This window comes from Corynebacterium appendicis CIP 107643, from assembly GCF_030408415.1.
GTDB classification, from domain to species: Bacteria; Actinomycetota; Actinomycetes; order Mycobacteriales; family Mycobacteriaceae; genus Corynebacterium; species Corynebacterium appendicis.
The window spans coordinates 223970-241910 of sequence record NZ_CP046976.1; the positions used below are offsets into that span (position 1 = coordinate 223970).

Consider the following 17941-nt stretch of genomic DNA (forward strand, 5'->3'; position numbering starts at 1 on the left):
TGATTGGAAGTCACTCACGACCATGGCCGGAATGTTCCCCTCGATGATCAGCCACCCGGACGACGCCAACCGCCGTTCCACCGGGCAGGCCGGCGACGACTGGCCGCGGCCGCTGCAGATCGGCTTCTACCTGCTCTGCGCCGCCGCGGTACTGATGCTGCTCACCTCGATGCTGCTGCTCGGCCAAGGCTTCCCGGCCGGTGCAGACGAGTCGCTGCGCGGGTACTTCATGAGCAATATGCGCATCACCGCTTTCGGCAACATCATCCTGGGCGTGCTGCTCGTCTCCGCCGCTGCGTTCTTCCGGCAGGGCAGCCGCTCCGCGCGGCGCTGGGCCAGCGCATTCATCGGCCTGTCGCTCTTCCTTAACCTGGCGGCGTTCCTCACGAAGATCCTGTCGCCGTGGGCGACGATGCTCATCGTCATCCTGCTCGCCTTCGGCCTCTTCTCTACTTTCCGGCCGGACTCCAACGCGTACGTGGATAAGATGAGCCCGCGATTCTAATTCCGCAGACGACACCTCCTGCTTGCGGGGTTTCGAGGCGGAGAGTATGTACTGACGATTGACCATGGCCGAGCACGGAAAGGGGTGAGACACAATGGCAAACGAAGCAGACGATGTCCGCGACCCGGACACCAGCGGGTACCTGGGCAAGGACTCGATCCGCCAGACCGCGGAGAATGCCGAGATCGCGGCGAACACCAGCGCGATCGGCCCGGGTTCCGACGGCGACGATGAGGAGCGCAGCGCGGAAAGCTCGGAGAATGCCGAGACCTCCGGCGACGACGAACAGCAGGGCGCTGAGACTGGCGAAGACTCGGCGGACAGCGGCGGCACGGACGACGCGTCAGCTCCGGCAGACCCGGAGGAGGCGACCGGCGACTACGAGGTCGCTGAAGGGCTGGAATCCGACGACTCTTCTGAAACCAGCGCGTTGGGCCGGTGCATCGAGGACGCGCACGAAGCTGCGCGGAAGGCGGGCTTCGCCGTCGGCGGTGAGCCGGACAGCACGGACCACTCCGGGTGGGCAGCCGTCGGTGACGGCGACCTACCGGGCCGCCCGCACGTCTCCTACTCCTTCCTGCTGGAGAACCTTCCCGCCGTGCCGGACGTGAACGAGGTCGAAGCGGCCGTGGAGCAGCTCGACGGAGTGCAGTGCCGGATTGTCTACCCCAGTTCCACCGCGTGGGTGACTGCGCCGGACACGATGAGCCCGGCAGTGATCCTAGAGACCTTCGCAAAGCACGGAATCGCGGCGACGATGTCCGAGACATCCCTGCTGCGTTACGCGGCCCGCGCGCAGACCGCGGAGCACCACGCCCGCCGCAAGCCGGTGAAAGACATGCCGAGCCGCATGCGCCGGCGCCGCCGCATGGCGGCCCGCTCGATGGATAAGGCGCGCCGGGCCGGTTACGGCCAGCCCCGCCAGGAGTACAAGCACGAGGACGTTCTCTACACTGCCCGCGACCTCGTCACCCCGGCCCGCATGTGGCTGGCGCTGGTGCTCACCATCCCGGTTCTAGTGATGGCGTATTTCGAGCCCGCCCAATTCGATGGCTGGCAGTGGGTATCTCTGGCATTGGCCACTCCGGTGGTCACGTGGTGCGCGTTCCCGTTCCACCGCGCGATGCTGGGTGGCGTGCGCCGCGGCATCGCGGCACTCGACGGTGCGAGCTCGATCGCGGCGATCATCGCGTATGTGTGGTCCGCCGCGGTCATCGCATTCGCGCCGACGGGCCACCGCGGCTGGCATTCGGCCTTCTCGTGGTTCGCCTCGACGCAGGGCACAGCGGACGGCCCGGAACTCTTCCTTGACGTCGCGTGCGGGATCACGACGCTGCTGCTCATCGGCAGGCGGTATTCGATCCGCGCGCGCACACTGCTTATCGACGAGCTCGCCGACGCCTCCGTCGACCCCCACACCGAGTACATCCGGATCAGTAAGAAGCGCGGCGGCGCCGACTGCGCCGAGGAGAAGATTCCTGTCGCGGAGATCAACCGCGGCGACGACATCGTCGTGCATGCCGGCGAGACGATCCCGGTGGACGGCAAGATCATGGGCGGCCGCGCCCTGCTACGGCCGGGGCTGATCGACGTGCACGAACCGGTCGACGTGAAGGTCGGCTCGGTGGTGTACGCCGGCTCCGTGATCCGCGAAGGCGAGATCAAGGTCCGCGCGCAGCGCACCGGCCACGCCACAAGGTGGCAGGCGGTGCACCACTGGCTGACCGACGTGGAGCGGCGCCAGCGCTACGCCTCCGTGCAGTACGCCCGCGCTGCGGCGCTGCTGCTGCCGGTGGCGATGACGGTGGCGTTCTTCAGCTTCATCTTGTGGGGCCTGATCGCCAGAGACTATAACGCCGCCCTGCGCACAGCATTGACGGTGTTGTCGGGCGTGGCCCCGCCGGCGCTGGCTCTGTCGCCGGCGTTGGCTCTGCGTTTGGGCGTCGAGTCCGCCGTGCGCAACGGGATTCTCGTTCGTGAAGGCGAGGTCTTGCGGCAGCTGGAGGACGTCGACACGGTCGTGTTCAACCGCGTGGGCACGCTCGCGGAACCGAAGATGTTCATCGAGTCCGTCACCGCCCTGGAAGGGGAGAGCGAGGAAATGGTGCTGCGCATCGCCGGTGCGCTGTCCATGGAATCGGCTCACCCGGCCTCCCGCGCGCTGGTGCACGGGGCGCGTGAGGCGCGCTCCCAGTCCGACGACGACCCGCATGTGCCAGCACGCTACGAGCTGGTCAGTATGGACCAGGAGCCCAGCGGCGATATTACCGGCAGGATCGCGTTGACGTACGTCGACGAGGAGGGCCACGAGACGGTCACCCAGGTGGATGCCCGCCTGTGGCGCCCGGTGAACCTGTCCAACCTCCGCGGCGCTCTGGCTGTGGCCGCCACCTCCGGCGGCACCCCGGTAGTGGTGAATTGGAAGGGCAAGAACCGTGGAGTGGTCACCCTGTTCGACCCTTTCAAGGACGACGCCGACGAGGCTGTCATGGCCCTGGAGTCGCGTGGCCTGGAAACCGTGATGCTCACCCGCGACACCTATCCCGTCGCGCGCCGCTACGCCGACTACCTGGGTATTTCTAATGTGTTGGCGGGCATCATGCACGACCGCAAGCCGGGCGCGATCCGCAACCTCCGCGCCGTCGGCGCGCGCGTCGCCGCAGTCGGCGACAACACCGTCACCGACGCGCTGCGCGCGGCCAACGTCAGCATGATGTACGCCACCGCCGACGACATCGAGACGGGCCAGCAGCGCCGCCGCAGGCTGTCGGCGGTACTGCTCCGCAACGACGTCATGGCGGTGCCGCAGCTGATCGTGCACGCGCAGCGCGTCGGCGCGATCATCGACCGCAACCAGATCCTGGCGTGGGGTTACAACATCGCGGTGCTCGTCGCAGCGGTGGCCGGCGTGATCCCGCCGATCGTGGCGACGGTGCTGATGCTCGGCGCCTCGTTGCTCATCGAGGTGTTGTCGATGCGCGCCCGCCGCTTCCCCCGGATCGACCGGTTGTGACACCCACGGCTCCCATGGGCCACAATGGACTGCATGACCCGACGTGAGCTGAATCAAGCCCCCATTGTGGAGGCCGCTTACGGCCGCACGCCGTCCCGCACCCCGGTGTGGTTCATGCGCCAGGCCGGCCGTTCCCTGCCGGAGTACCGCGAAGTCCGCGAAGGCATCGCGATGCTCGACTCCTGCTTCATGCCGGAGCTGCTGGCAGAGATCACGCTGCAGCCGGTGCGCCGCCACGATGTGGACGCCGCGATCTTGTTCTCCGATATCGTCGTGCCACTCAAGGCCGCCGGCGTGGACGTGGAGATCGTGCCCGGCCGCGGCCCGGTACTGGACACACCCATCCGCACCAAGGAGGACGTGGCCAACCTGCCGATCCTGGACCACGAGGTTGATGAGGTCGCCGAAGGCATCAGCCACATCCTGGATGAGCTGAACGACACCCAGGCGCTCATCGGCTTCGTCGGCGCGCCGTTCACACTGGCCAGCTACCTCGTCGAAGGTGGGCCGAGCAAGAACCACGAGAAGACCAAGGCCATGATGCACGGCGACCCGGACACGTGGCACGAGCTGATGCGCCGCCTGGTGCCCACCATCACTGCTTTCCTGCGCACGCAGGTCACCGCGGGCATCGACGCGATGCAGCTGTTCGATTCCTGGGCGGGCTTTCTCACCGAGGCCGACTACCGCCGCCACGTGCTGCCGTATTCCGCGGAGATCCTGGAAACGGTCGCGGGCGAGATCCCGCGCATCCACTTCGGCGTTGCCACGGGCGAGCTGCTCGGCGCTATGTCGGAGGCGGGCAGCGAGGTCATGGGCGTCGACTGGCGCGTTCCGCTCGACCGCGCCGCGGAGCGTTTCGCGTCCCCGCGCGTGCTGCAGGGCAACCTCGATCCGGCGATGCTCTTCGCCGGCGAAGGCGTCGTGCGCGAGGAGGTCGCGCGCATCAAGGCTGAAGCCGCCCGCGCCATCGAGGCAGGCACTGCCACGGGGCACATCTTCAATCTCGGCCACGGCGTGCTGCCTACCACCGACGCCGAGGCGATCACCGAGGCTGTGCGCCTCATTCACGAGGAGAGCTAATGAACATCGCCATTATCGGCGCAGGACTTGCCGGGCTCACCGCAGCGTACGAGCTGAACAAGCTCAGCCCGGAGGACAGCAAACCGAAAATCGACGTCTACGAGGCCACCGACCGCATCGGCGGCAAGCTCCACACCGTCGCCTTCGAGGGCGGACCGACGGACATGGGCGCCGAGGCATTCATGGCCCGCCGGAAGGACGCGGTGGACTTCTTCACCGAACTCGGCCTGGAAGACTCGCTCGTTGAGCCGTCCGGCCTGCGCTCACTCGTGTGGGTCGACGGCGAGGCGCGCCAGCTGCCCACCGGCGGCATCATGGGAATCCCGGGTCGCTCAGACAGCGTCGCGCACCTCGTCTCCCACAAAACAGCGCAGCTTATCGACGAAGAATCCTCCCGCCCCGGCTTCGCCTGGCCTAAGGAAGGCGACCTGAATGTCGGCGCGCTGGTGCGCGAGCGCTATGCCGACGACGTGGTGGACAATGTCGTGTCCGCGCTGTTGGGCGGGGTGTATTCCTGCACCGCCGACGACCTCGGCGTGCGCGCGACGATCCCGCAGCTGGCCGCCGAATTCGACCGCCTCGCCGCAGAGTCCCCGGACCGCACCATTCACCTGTCCACCGCCGTGCGCAACCTCGAGGAGCAGCAAGCTAAGAAGCGCAAGGAGCTGCCCACCGGCCACGGCGCTGTCTTCAACGCCTTCCGCGACGGCTATCAGGAAGTCTACGAAACCCTGGCGGAGAAATCCGGAGCGGATATCTACATCGACGCCTTCGTTTCCGCCATCGAGCGCGTCGACGCGAAAGGCTCCCAGAATTCCCCGGACAGCACCGGCTTCCGCCTCAAAGGTGGCCAGGACACGGTCTACGACCACGTGATTCTCGCCGTCCCCGCGCCGACGGCGGCGCTGCTGCTCAAGCAGGTCGCGCCGGAGGCCTCCGCGACGCTGTCGACGGTGAAGCTGGCCAACTCCGTCGTGGTGGGCATGCGCTTCGCCACCGACAAGGGTCTGCCGGAGAACTCCGGCGTGCTCGTCGCCACCGGTGCCGACGACGTGAAAACCAAGGCGTTCACCTTCTCCTCCCGCAAGTGGCCGCACCTGGCGCAGCGCGGCGGCGCGCTCGTCCGCGCGAGCTTCGGCCGCTTCGGCGACGACATCGCCATCCGCGCCGACGAGGACGACCTCGTCGACTGGGCGCTCGACGACCTGCAGACCATCACCGGTTTCGATGGCCGCGAAGCAGGACTCGAGGAGATCTACGTCCAGCGCTGGTTCGGCGGTCTCCCGCGCTACGACGAGGGGCATGTGGCCACGGTGGCGGACGTCGATAAGCAGCTTGAAGCTGTCGACGGAATCTCCGCGACCGGCGCTTGGGCCGGTGGCGTCGGCTTGCCTGCCGTGATCGCGCACGCGCGTACGACCGCGCAGAAGCTGGCGCGCTGACAATCCGGGCAGCCGACGCGGTAGGTTAAGAAACCATGTCGTCGAGCACCCACCAAGAACCCCAGCCGACGCCGGAGCACGAACCACCGGCAGACCAGATCGCCGAAGAGACCACCGCTAGCGAGCCCTCCGCCACCGAAGCGGAGCGCGAATGGTGGGAAGAACCCGGCATGCCGTGGAATTCCAAGCCCACCAAAGAGGACTACTGGTGCCTGGCGTGGTTCGGCTTCGTCGGCATTTTCGGCCTGGCGCTGATCCCGCTGCGTGCGTGGCTGCTGGGTCTCGACCCGCCGATTCTGCTGGCGTTGACCGGCTCGCGCATCGGCGCAGCCTCCACCGGTGCTCTCGCGGCGGTCGGGGAAGCCTCCGGCTGGATCTGGTATGTGCTCATCGGCTCGCTCGTGGCCATCAAATTCGACTGGGTCTACTGGTGGGCCGGCAAGCTCTGGGGCCGCGGCATGCTCGACGTGCAGGCGGAGAACTCCCCGCGCATGGGCAAGAACATCGACCGGGTCGAAGGCTGGTTCCACAAACTCGGCTGGCTGGCCATCTTTCTCGCCTACCTGCCGATTCCGCTGCCGATCAAATTCGTCGTGCTCGTCCTCACCGGCGCGACGGGCATGTCGTGGCAGAAGATGCTCGTCCTCGATTTCCTGGCCAAGACCGCTTGGACGCTGCTGTATTTCTGGCTCGGCTGGATGATCGGCGAGCCCGTCGTCTTCGTACTCGAGCAGTACGCGAAGGTGGCCAACTGGATCGCGATCGGCCTGCTCGTCGTGGTGTTCATCGGCATCTTCCGCCGCCAGTCGAAGAACGCGCCGACGGTGTAGGCGGGCGCCGCGTCAGCCGCGCTGCCGGCTGGAGTTGCACCGTGCCGGTTACCGCATGAACCGAACAGGATGAACCGAACTGCATGGACTCAACCGCATGAATCGAGTGCGCGGCGGGTTTTCGCGAAATGACGGCGCACGTCACCTCGTTCATGCAGGAATATCCATGCGGTTCAATTCATGCAGGTCCTCCCGACGGCTTGAACCGCCCGCCCGGGAGCCCGAACCGTCCTCCCGGCGGCGTAGGCGGTTCACGTCAGCCGCGCTACCGGCTCGCGGCGGTGGGGGAGGTGCCGGCGCGCTCGAGCACCTCGTCGTGGAGGTAGACGCGGATGAGGTTCAGGACGTCTTTGTCCTTGGCGCCGGCGATCGCGTCCGCAATGTTCGTCACCGAGTCATCGGGGGACATGTTCAATTCGGCGGCGATGCGGCGGTCGAGGGAACGCTCGGTGAGCGTCGGCTGGTGGGCGCGTGAGGTGCTCACCCAGTAGACGGTCATGGACAACACCGAGGCAGCCACAGACGAGATGAGCATGCCGACCCACGCCTTCACCTCGAAGTGCGCGAAAACCAGTGTCATCGCGCCGGCGAGCAGCGACGGAAAGACGTGCATTTTTTGCGACGTGAACAGAGCGGGGACCTTGCCCAGCACCACGTCGCGGACGAGCGCGCCGCCGGTGGAGGTGATCACCGCGAGAAGGAGCGCGGAGATCCACGGCAGATCGTTGACGATCGCGTGGGTCGCGCCCACCACCGACCACACACCGACGGTGACAACGTCGAGGTAGAAGCGCACGCGGTCCCACAGGGCGCCTTCGATCTCGATGAAGAAGGCGATCGCGGCGCCTGTCACCGCGATGATGAGGTACCAGGGGGTCTGCAAAGCCGCCGCCGGGCCGATGCTGAGCAGGCAGTCGCGGATGAGCCCGCCGGCGAGGGAAGAGATAAGGGCGATGAAGCCGAAACCGACCACATCGAAGTTCATGCGTTTAGCAACAGTCCCGCCGACCATCGCGGCCAGCAGGACACCGGTGTATTCGAGGATGTAATAAAAAGTGCCGAAGTCGTTCACCCCGGCGATCCTAGAAGAACACCAGGGGAGTTAGCTACAGATGCAGCTGGACCTTTCTGGCACCGTCCTGCGCACTCGTGGCGTAGATCGTGGGCACAGGGAAACCGCCGGAACGCGTGGCATCCTCGACGGCAGCGGCGATGGAGTCGGCACGGTCGGTAGGGCAAAGGGCGACGGTCGAACCGCCGAAGCCACCGCCGGTGATACGGGCTCCGAGAGCGCCGGCGGCACGTGCCGCACGGACCGCCGCTTCGAGTGCATCGGGAACAATCTCGTAGTCGTCGCGCAGGGAGGCGTGGCTAGCGTTCATCAACTCGCCGAACCGAACGATATCGCTGGCCTTGAGCGCCTCGACGGCCTCGATGGTGCGGGCGGTCTCCGAATGGACGTGGCGTACGCGGCGGCGCACCACCTCGGGGTCGTTGCCTAGCGCGTCACCGGGGTTCTCCGTGGCCCAGGCGACAGCCCGGTCCACTACGTCGTCCTCGCGGAAGGTGCAGGAGAGGGCGGCAGCGGCGGCGTCGATAAGCCCGCGCCGGGAGCTGTAGTCGCCGGTGGCGTGGGAGTGCTCGACGCGGCTGTCCACGACGAGGAGCTCGTAGCCCTCGAGGGCGCACGGCACCTGCTCGTGGGTGTTGTGGAGGAAGTTGAGGGCGAGCGCGTAGCCTTCGCGGCCACGAACAACGGCGTTCTGGTCGAGCCCGCCGGTGTTCGCGCCGACGTAGAAATTCTCCGCGCGCATCGTTGCGGCGATGAGGTCCTCGTCGCTGGTGCTGAGCCCGTACAGGTCCCGTGCGGCCACACCTACCGCGCACTCGAGAGCGGCGGAACTAGACAGGCCCGAGCCGAGCGGCACGTCGGAGACCACGGTGACATCCATCCCGCCTGCACCCAGCGCGTGGACTGTTCCGGCGATGTACCCGCGCCAGTCAGGCAGGATCCCAGGCTGAGCGGTGGGGGACTTGACGGCAGCGTCGAGCTCGGCGAGGGTGACTGATGCGTCGAGCAGATCACCGTTCGGCGCCTGGGACAGCATGCGCAGCACTCCGTCGTCGCGCTTGCGGGCTGCGACCGCGGTGGCCATTGTCGTGGCGAACGGAAGGCAGACGCCGAAGGCGTAGTCGACGTGGTCGCCGATCAGGTTCACGCGCCCCGGTGCCAGCCAGGTTCCGGTGGGTGCAGCGGTGTCGGTGTCGGAGCCTGTCTTCTCCTCGAGGAATGCGCGGGCCGCTTCGGCGAGTTCTTCGGGGGAGCGGGTGGTAGAGACGATCATGCGTAGTGCTCCTTGATTGTGGCTGCGATGGTCTCCGGGGTTGTGTCGTTGATCCAGGCACCCATGCCGGATTCACTGCCGGCAAGGAATTTCATCCGGTTCGGCGACCGCATCAGGGAGAACAACTGGAGGTGGAAGCGGCCGTCGGCGGGCGTGTCGACCGGGGCCTGGTTCCACGCCGCGATATACGGCGTGCGGTCGACACCCTCGAAGAAGTGGTCGACGGCGGCGAAGAGCTTGTGGCAGATCCGTGCCAGATCGTCTTTCTCTTTCTCGGTCAGCGCGGCGAAGTCCGGCACGGCGCGCTTGGCCATCACCATGACTTCCAGAGGCCATTTCGCGGCCGCGGGGGTGAACACGCAGAAATGCTCGGAGTCCTCAATGACGCGGGTTGCGGCGCGCTGCTCGGCGCCGATGATGTCGTCGAAAAGCTCGGTGCCGTGCGCTTCACGGTGCTCGCCCGCGCGCTGGGCAATCGCCGCGGTGCGCGGGGGAACGAACGGGTACGAGTAGATCTGCCCGTGCGGGTGGTGCAGCGTGACGCCGATTTCTTCGCCGCGGTTCTCAAAGGGGAAGACTGCTTTCACCTCGTCGATGGCGGAGAATTCTGCGGTGCGGTGGGCCCAGACGTCGATAAGCGCGCGTTTGCGCTCGAGCGGAAGGTCCTTGAAGGAACCGTCCGCGTCCGGTGTGAAGCAGACGACCTCGCAGCGGGCCAGCGCGGGGGCGCGTTCGAAGAGGTCTTCACCGTCGACGCGCGGATCGTAATCCACCGCGACCGACTGGTGCATGCTGAGCGACGGGAACCGGTTCTCAAACACCACCACCTGGTAGTTCGCCTCCGGGATTTCGCTCGGCTTCTGACCCGGGAGCGTCGGCGCTAACGGGTCCTCGTTCGCCGGCGGCAGGAAGGTGCGGTTCTGCCGGTGGGCGGCGTAGATCGCCCACTCGCCGGTCAGCGGGTCGCGGCGCATCCACGAGTCGGTCTCTACCCTGGGCAGGCCGCGCTCATCCGGGGCTGTGCGGTCGGGGGTGCCCGGCTGGTCGAAATAAATGAGCTCGCGACCGTCGGACAGGGTCGTGCGGGTGATTTTGAGATTCGTCATTTAGTCAGCGGCTTCCAAAGTCTCGGGGTTGAAGACGATCGGGCGCAGCCGTGCCCAGGCGAAGAAGATCGCCGCGGACACGCCCAGGGCGATGCCCACCCACAGGTTATCGGCGGAATCCTTCGGCGCGCCGGTATCGAGGTTGACGCCCGGGTCAAGGGCGAAGGAGCAAATGATCAGAACCAGGCCGTAAAGCGGGGTAAGACTCTCTTTCTAGTTTTCGTGTGCGATGGCCCGAACCGACCAGCCCACCGTGAGGCGGCCGCCGGGGTCGAGCACGGTCAGGTCCTCGCCGGTGGCGAGGGCATTCGGGGGTGCGGTCATCGGTTCGACGGCCACGTGGCGTTCCGGGGAGGTGAAGATCTGGGTCCACGGCATATTCGCCGTGGCGGCCAGTTCTACGCCGATCCCGGACTTGTCCACCAGCTGCGCGACACGGGGTCTGTTGGCGACAGGGTCGAAGCCGGCGTCGTCAAGCCAGGTGCCGCACATGCGGATGGGGCTATTTGGCCAAGGCTCGCGGGCCCCGGCGGGGATGTTGCGCTCATCCAGCGGCTGGCGCTCGGCGATCATGTGGTGCAAGGTGCACTCGTCGGAGTGCGCCCCTTGGGCTTCCAGGTACGTGTGTACGCCGAGAGCGCACGGAGCCGGTTCCTCGGCGAGGTTCACCGCAGTCATCGATGCTTCGAGACCGGAATCGGTGAGCGCGTAGTGCACGGTGAGCTCGATCGGCCACGGCCAGCCGGGCTCGGGGCCGAGCGCTGTGCGCAATCTCACCTCGTTCTGGTCGCTTTCGAGGGCACTGTCGCCCCGCGGTTCGAGAATCTCGAAGACGCGTCGCAGTGTGAAGCCGTGGATGGCGTGGCCCAGCTTTGGTTCCGTCACCGCGAGATTGTGCCGTTCGCCGCTGAAGGTGAATGACGCATCGGCCACGCGGTTCGGCCACGGCGCGAGTACGACATTTGCCGCTTGCGGCGGGTGCGTGCCCTGCGGGAAGCTGCGGAGAAGCGGACGACAGTTCACCGTGAGCTCGCGGACAGCCGCGCCCGATGCAGAGACAGTTGCCCGCACAGGGCCGCGGCGCAGCGTGACTTCGGGGACCGAATGGCCGACATCCATACCTCGAATTATCAGCCCGGTCACCCCCGAACCGGAAATCGCACGCCCGTTTGTGGGTGTAGTCCATCGACATCCGGGGTGCGCCGCACGCATGCGGCTCTGTCCTAGAATTGAGGACATGACTTCTTACGATTCGAACCAGCCATCCTCCGCAACGTCGCAGAACACCGCCCGCTCGGCCGAGCTGTTCGAGCGCGCGAAGGCCGTCACGCCCGGCGGCGTGAATTCGCCGGTGCGCGGCTTCGGTTCCGTGGGCGGGCAGGCGCGCTTCATTAGGGAAGCGCATGGCTCGACGCTTATCGACGTCGACGGCAATTCCTATGTCGACCTCGTCGGCTCCTGGGGCCCGATGATCCACGGCAACACCCACCCCCAGATCGTGGAGGCGGTGAAGAAGGCTCTGAAGGACGGCCTGTCGTTCGGCACCCCGACAGAGGCGGAGGTGCGCCTTGCGGAGCTGATCGTGGACCGCACCAGCGTGGAGCAGGTGCGCATGGTCAACTCCGGCACGGAGGCCACGATGAGCGCGGTGCGCCTGGCCCGCGGCTACACGGGCCGGCCGAAGATTCTGAAGTTCGAGGGCTGCTACCACGGCCACGTCGACTCCCTGCTGGCGTCCGCCGGTTCGGGCATGGCCACCTTCGCGCTGCCCGATACCCCAGGTGTGACTGGCGCGCAGGCCGGCGACACGATCGTCGTGCCCTACAACGACCTCGACGCCGTGCGCGAGGCATTCGCGGCGCACCCGGGCGAGATCGCGGCCATCATCACCGAGGCGGCGGCCGGCAATATGGGCACTGTCGCCCCGATTGAGGGCTTCAACCAGGCGCTCAAGGACATCGCGCACGCCGACGGCGCGCTGCTGATCATCGACGAGGTCATGACCGGCTTCCGCACCTCTTACCGCGGCTGGTTCGGCGTCGATGGGGTAGCGGGTGACCTGACCACCTTCGGCAAGGTCGTCTCCGGCGGCCTCCCGGCGGCGGCATTCGGCGGCCGCAAGGAGATCATGGAGAAGCTCGCCCCGGCCGGCCCCGTCTATCAGGCCGGCACGCTGTCGGGTAACCCGGTGGCGATGGCGGCGGGGGAGGCGTCGCTAAGCCTTGCCTCTGAAGAGATCTACCCGCAGCTTGGCGCTAACGCCGACCGCTTGGCCGCGTTGCTGCACGATGCGCTCGACCGCGCGGGCGTGGCGCACAACATCCAGCGCGCGGCCACGATGCTCTCCGTGCGTTTCGCCGAAGGTCAGGGCAATAATTTCTCCGACATGAAGGCGGCGGACACGTTCCGGTACGCGCCGTTCTTCCACGCGCTTCTCGACGAAGGTGTCTACCCCGCCCCCAGCGCCTTCGAGACCTGGTTTGCGTCCACGGCCTTGACCGATGCAGACTTTGAGAAGATTGAAAAGGCGCTGCAACCCGCAGCAGCCGCGGCTGCCGAGGCCACCCCGGACGCGTAAGAACCCTGGCGAGAGGAGCTCATCCATGGCGGAAACCGTCGTGCACCTCGTGCGCCACGGGGAAGTCCACAACCCGGGCAAGATTCTGTACGGCCGGTTGCCGGGCTTCCATCTGAGCTCCCGCGGGCGCTCAATGGCGGCGCGCACCGCGACGACCTTCAGGGGCCGCGACGTGACCTACCTGGCGGCGTCCCCGATGGAACGCGTGCAGGAAACCGCAGCCCCGATCGCCGAAGTCACTGGCCTGGACATCCAGATCGACCCCGACCTGATCGAGGCCGGCAACACCTTCGAGGGACTGCGCACCAAGGGGTTCCCAAACCAGTTGCTGAACCCGATCCGCTGGCGCCACATGACCAACCCGTTGCAGCCGAGCTGGGGCGAGCCGTACTCGGCGATCCTCGAGCGGATGCAGCGGGCTGTCGCCGCGGCCCGCACGCAAGCCGAAGGCCACGAGGCGGTCTTGGTGTCCCACCAGCTGTCCATCGTGATGGTGCAGCGCTGGGCCGCCGGCAAGCCCCTGGCGCACGTGTCGCGGACATGCAATCTGGCCAGCGTCACCTCGCTGACCTTCAACGGCGACACGTTGACCGGCTGGACCTACGACGAACCAGCGAGGGATATCTGATGCGTTCGACAAGATACAAGGCATTTTCTGTACTCGCGGCGGGAGCGTTGGCGCTATCGACGCTTGCTGCCTGCGCGACCCCGAATTCGAGCGAGACCTACTCGTTCCACTCGCCCGGCGGGCAGGTGGAGATCTTCTACGACGAGGACGAGCGCGCCCCGCTGGAGGATTTCTCCGGTGAATCGCTGATGGAGCCCGGCAAAGAAATCTCCCTGTCGGACTTCGAAGGTCAGATCGTCGTGCTCAACGCCTGGGGCCAGTGGTGCGCCCCGTGCCGCGCGGAGGTCGACGACTTGGAAGAGGTGCATCAGCATCTCGCGGCGCCTGCTGACGGTGGCGAGCCGACCGGGACCGTGCTGGGCATCAATGTGCGCGACTACCAGCCGGAGATCGCCCGCGACTTCGTCACCGACAACGGCGTGACCTACCCGTCGATCTACGACCCGCCGTTCCGCACCGCCGGTGCGCTGGGCGGCATTCCCACCTCGGTGATCCCCACGACCGTGATCCTGGACAAGCAGCACCGCCCGGCGGCGGTGTTCCTGCGCGAGATCTCCGCCGATGACATCATCCCGGTCACCGACCGCCTGGCGGCTGAGAAAGAGGCGTAGATGGGACAGACATTCGCTGATCTCGCCGCCTCCGGCCCGCTGCTGCTGGGAATTCTCGCGGCGGCGCTCGCTGGGCTGGTGTCCTTTGCATCGCCGTGCGTGATCCCGCTGGTGCCCGGCTACATGTCGTATCTCACCGGTATCGTCGGCGGGGAGGTGACACTGGACCGCGGCGAGCTGGCTGTGGGGCGGAAGCGCAAATGGGCAGTAGTCGGCGCTGCCAGCCTGTTCATTCTTGGCTTCACCGTGGTCTTTCTTTTGGCCACTGTGACAGTTTTCGGCGCGATCAGTCTGATCGCACTCAATACTGAAACACTCATGCGCATCGGCGGTGTGATCACCATCCTCATGGGCCTGGTGTTCATGGGCAGTGTGCCCATGCTGCAGCGTGATACCCGCATGCAGCCGAAGCGGTGGGCGACCTGGCTCGGCGCGCCGCTGCTCGGCGGGGTGTTCGCGCTGGGCTGGACACCGTGCCTTGGCCCCACGCTCGCTGCGGTGATCTCTGTCTCGGTGGGCACCGATGGGTTCACCGCAGTCCGCGGAGTCAGCCTCGTCATCGCGTACTGCCTTGGCCTGGGCATCCCATTCTTGCTCATGGCGCTGGGCTCAGCGCATGCGGTGGAGGCAATCGGTTTCTTACGCAAGCACTCGCGTACCATCCAGATCATCGGCGGAGTAGCCATGATCATCGTCGGTGTGCTGCTGCTCACCGGTGCATGGAACGTATTTATCAACTGGACCCGCCAATGGGTGGTCGGCTACGGGGCCACCTTGCTATAGCGGCCTGTGATCTAAGGCCGTGGACGAAACGATTCGGAAGCGACACATGCAATTCACCGCGATGACTTGGGCAAAGAAGCTCTGGCACTGGCTGACCAGCATGCGCACAGCGCTGGTTTTGCTGTTCCTGCTCGCCCTGATCGCCGTGCCTGGCGCTTTGCTCCCTCAGCGTGAAATCAGCGAAAGCCAGGTCAACGAGTACTTAGACGCCAATCCAGTCATGGGCAAGATCTACGACAAGCTCATGCTTTTCGACGTCTTCTCGTCCCCCATCTTCGTCGCCCTGCTCACTCTGCTGATCATCTCCCTGATCGGCTGCATCATTCCGCGCTCGATCGACCACTACAAGGCCTATAACGCGAAGCCGACCCGCGCGCCGAAATACCTGCACCGCATGCCGCACCACGCCGCCGGCGAGGTGGACATGTCTATCGACGAGGCCACCGCGCGCGCCGAGCGCACCCTGCGCAAGTGGCGCGTCGCCCGCTACGAGCCCGCCGACGACCGCGCCGGGGCACTCTCCCTGTCCGCCGAGCGCGGTTACGCCCGTGAGCTGGCGAACCTGATCTTCCACATCGCCATCGTGGCCCTCATCGCGATCTTCGCCTACGGCCGCATGGTCTTCTACGAAGGCCAGATCATCGTGGTGACCAACTCTGAATCCGAGTACGCGGTGCCCGTGGAGCAGTCGCGCGAATTCTGCAATACGTCGCCCGCCAACTTTGACACCTTCCGCGCTGGACCGCTTTTCGACGGCACCGGCCTTACCCCTTTCTGCTTCATCTCCCACGACTTCACCGCGGAATACCTGCAAAACGGGCAGGCCGATTCCTTCGGTTCGCGCATCTCGTATGCCGTGGGCGAGGACATGGCCACCGACCCGGAGACCTGGGAGGACTACACGCTGCAGGTCAACCACCCGCTGCGCATCGGCGGTGACCGCGTGTACCTGCAGGGCCACGGCTTCGCCCCGCAGATCACCGTCACCTGGCCCGACGGGGAAACCCGCACCCAGATGGTGCAGTACCGCCCGACGGACCTGACCTTCTTCCTGTCCAACGGTGTGATGCGTTTCGACCCGCCAGCCGGCATGTACCCCGATCTGGGCGAGCGCCGCCAGCACCAGCTGGCCATCGAGGGCGTGTTCGCCCCGACTGCCGAGTGGACCGGCCCGAATAACGACATGCTGCAGTCCGCGTTCCCGTCTATGGACGACCCGGCTGTCTCCCTCGATATCTACGCCGGCGACGCCGGACTGGACACCGGCCGTCCGCAGAATTTGTTCACCCTCGACCAGACGCTCATCGCCAACGGCCAGCTCGAACGCGCCGACCGCATCCAGCTCGCCGCCGGCGAGGAAGCGCAGGTGCCCACCGGCGAGAAGACCCCGGACGGCGAAGACGAAGTGGTCACCGTCCGCTTCGACGGTGCCGCCGAATACGCCAACTACCAGATCTCCCGCGACCCGACACAGTTCTGGGCCCTGGTGGCCACCACGGTCATGCTCGGCTCCCTTGTCGGCTCGCTGCTGATCAAGCGCCGCCGCATCTGGGTCCGTTTCGTGCCCGTCACTGAAGCGGCAAGCGGCGCAGCCAACGGCGAAGTAAACCACGCAGAAAAGGTCCGCGTCGAGATCGCCGGCCTCGCCCGCACCGACCGCGCCGGCTGGGGCGGCGAATTCGACGATGTCGTCGAGGAGATCCTCCGCGGCCCCGCCGACAACGGTGTCGCTGAAGGTTCCGACGGCGCTGAATACGTCGACGACGAAGACGGGGAGGAGTGGCACTGACCACTCAGCGACGACCGGATCCCCGGTGGCTGCAGCCCGCGTGACCAGCGCAGTTTTCCACCCCCGTTAGAGCTCGCCGTGCCGGAGTTCCTTGGCCGTTTTCACGACGTGGAGTAGCGTAATTTTCATGAACGTCAATACCTCCCTGGCCCAAGTGTCGGACCTGTCGCTGCGGACCGCGTTCGCTGTCTACATCGTGGCTCTGGTTCTCGCCTGCATCCACTACATGCGCTCGCAGGCGGTCATCGACCTGCGCCGCGAGCAGAAGGCCGAGGCGAAGGCAGAGGCCAAGGACCGCGAGCTCATCGCGGTGGGCGGCGGGGGAGCGGAGGCGCTCGGTGGCGTCGATAAGTCTGCTGCGAATGCCGGCGACCTGGAAGCCGCGCGCGAACGTTCGCGGAAGATGGCGGGCGCCGCGCAGGGCCTGATCTGGGTGGCCATCGCATTCCACGTGGTGGCGACTGTGACGCGCGGGCTGGCTGTGCACCGTTTCCCGTTCGGCAACATGTACGAGTACGTGCTCACCTTCACCGCGGTCGCGATGGTCGTGGCGGCCGTGATCATCCAGAAGAAGCGCTGGCACACGACGTGGCCGTGGCTGCTCGCGCCGGTGATCGTGCTGATCTTCCTCGATGCGACGGTGCTGTATGCGGAGGCCGCTCCGCTGGTGCCCGCGCTGCAGTCGTTCTGGTACCCGTTCCACGTGTCCACCGTGTCCATCGGCGCGTCGCTGGGCCTGATCTCCGGCATGTTCTCCACGCTGTACCTGCTGCGCATCTGGCAGCCGCGCGGCGAGGAGAAAGGCTTCTTCGGCGCTATTGCGAAGCCTCTGCCGACGGCGAAGAAACTCGACTCCTACGCGTACAAGACCGCGATTGTCACCCTGCCCGTCTTCGGCATCGGCATCATGCTCGGCGCGATCTGGGGCGAAGTGGCCTGGGGCCGCTTCTGGGGCTGGGACCCCAAGGAGACCGTCGCGCTGATCACCTGGATCCTCTACGCCGCGTACCTGCACGCGCGCGCGACCGCGGGCTGGAAGAACTCCAAGGCCGCCTGGATCAACGTCGCCGCCTTCGCCAGCGGCGTGTTCAACCTGTTCTTCATCAACCTCGTGGCATCCGGCCTGCACTCTTACGCGGGGCTGAACTAATTCCCAGGGCATTCCACGGTGCCTTTAGGGCACTGGACTACATCGGTGTGTTGTAGTAACAAATATTCACACCATCGC

At 66.3% G+C, this 17941-nt stretch carries 15 protein-coding genes; 11 read left to right on the forward strand and 4 right to left on the reverse strand.

Annotated features, from left to right (window positions below; genetic code table 11):
• The first annotated feature begins 22 nt into the window (after positions 1–22).
• The 5 genes from CAPP_RS01160 to CAPP_RS01180 all read left to right on the forward strand — a co-directional run bounded on the left by CAPP_RS01160 (position 23) and on the right by CAPP_RS01180 (position 6873).
• A complete protein-coding gene (locus CAPP_RS01160) occupies positions 23–505 on the forward strand; it encodes a hypothetical protein (RefSeq protein WP_076598076.1) in 483 nt (160 codons plus the stop codon).
• Between the two features lie 94 nt (positions 506–599).
• Positions 600–3518 (forward strand): P-type ATPase actuator domain-containing protein, encoded by a 2919-nt coding sequence (locus CAPP_RS01165; RefSeq protein WP_084560432.1) that lies wholly within the window; start codon positions 600–602, stop codon positions 3516–3518.
• Positions 3519–3551: 33 nt separating this feature from the next.
• Positions 3552–4601: a uroporphyrinogen decarboxylase gene (hemE, locus tag CAPP_RS01170; protein WP_076598075.1), complete on the forward strand. Its 1050-nt coding sequence runs from the start codon at positions 3552–3554 to the stop codon at positions 4599–4601.
• Positions 4601–6043 carry a protoporphyrinogen oxidase gene (locus tag CAPP_RS01175; protein WP_076598074.1) on the forward strand — a complete coding sequence of 481 codons (1443 nt, stop codon included), beginning with the start codon at positions 4601–4603 and terminating at the stop codon, positions 6041–6043. The genes hemE and CAPP_RS01175 overlap by 1 nt, the downstream gene beginning before the upstream one ends.
• Positions 6044–6078: 35 nt before the next feature.
• Positions 6079–6873, forward strand: coding sequence for a DedA family protein (locus tag CAPP_RS01180; RefSeq protein ID WP_084560431.1), 795 nt, complete (start codon positions 6079–6081; stop codon positions 6871–6873).
• Between the two features lie 265 nt (positions 6874–7138).
• On the opposite strand, the gene CAPP_RS01185 is transcribed toward CAPP_RS01180, so the two are convergent.
• The 4 genes from CAPP_RS01185 to CAPP_RS01200 form a co-directional block, all read right to left on the reverse strand.
• Positions 7139–7945 (reverse strand): trimeric intracellular cation channel family protein, encoded by an 807-nt coding sequence (locus tag CAPP_RS01185; protein WP_076598073.1) that lies wholly within the window; start codon positions 7943–7945, stop codon positions 7139–7141.
• Between the two features lie 34 nt (positions 7946–7979).
• Positions 7980–9218, reverse strand: a complete 1239-nt coding sequence (galK, locus tag CAPP_RS01190) for a galactokinase (RefSeq protein ID WP_076598072.1) — start codon at positions 9216–9218, stop codon at positions 7980–7982.
• Positions 9215–10324: a galactose-1-phosphate uridylyltransferase gene (galT, locus tag CAPP_RS01195; protein ID WP_076598071.1), complete on the reverse strand. Its 1110-nt coding sequence runs from the start codon at positions 10322–10324 to the stop codon at positions 9215–9217. Before galT ends, galK begins: the two co-directional genes overlap by 4 nt.
• A gap of 213 nt (positions 10325–10537) precedes the next feature.
• Positions 10538–11443 carry an aldose epimerase family protein gene (locus CAPP_RS01200; RefSeq protein ID WP_076598070.1) on the reverse strand — a complete coding sequence of 302 codons (906 nt, stop codon included), beginning with the start codon at positions 11441–11443 and terminating at the stop codon, positions 10538–10540.
• A 118-nt stretch (positions 11444–11561) separates the two neighbouring features.
• Between CAPP_RS01200 and hemL the strand changes: the two genes are divergently transcribed.
• From hemL to ccsB, 6 genes are all read left to right on the forward strand, one after another.
• Positions 11562–12902, forward strand: a complete 1341-nt coding sequence (gene hemL, locus CAPP_RS01205) for a glutamate-1-semialdehyde 2,1-aminomutase (protein ID WP_076598069.1) — start codon at positions 11562–11564, stop codon at positions 12900–12902.
• Positions 12903–12927: 25 nt separating this feature from the next.
• The gene (locus tag CAPP_RS01210; RefSeq protein WP_076598068.1) at positions 12928–13530 is read left to right on the forward strand and encodes a histidine phosphatase family protein; all 603 of its coding nucleotides are present in this window, start codon (positions 12928–12930) and stop codon (positions 13528–13530) included.
• On the forward strand, positions 13530–14141 hold the full coding sequence (locus CAPP_RS01215; protein ID WP_076598067.1) for a TlpA disulfide reductase family protein: 612 nt from the start codon (positions 13530–13532) through the stop codon (positions 14139–14141). The genes CAPP_RS01210 and CAPP_RS01215 overlap by 1 nt, the downstream gene beginning before the upstream one ends.
• Positions 14142–14924, forward strand: a complete 783-nt coding sequence (locus tag CAPP_RS01220; RefSeq protein ID WP_076598066.1) for a cytochrome c biogenesis CcdA family protein — start codon at positions 14142–14144, stop codon at positions 14922–14924.
• 61 nt (positions 14925–14985) lie between these two features.
• Positions 14986–16713 (forward strand): cytochrome c biogenesis protein ResB, encoded by a 1728-nt coding sequence (locus CAPP_RS01225; RefSeq protein WP_076598328.1) that lies wholly within the window; start codon positions 14986–14988, stop codon positions 16711–16713.
• Positions 16714–16840: 127 nt separating this feature from the next.
• Complete coding sequence (gene ccsB / locus CAPP_RS01230) at positions 16841–17863, forward strand: c-type cytochrome biogenesis protein CcsB (RefSeq protein WP_076598065.1); 1023 nt, start codon at positions 16841–16843, stop codon at positions 17861–17863.
• Positions 17864–17941: the final 78 nt, after the last annotated feature.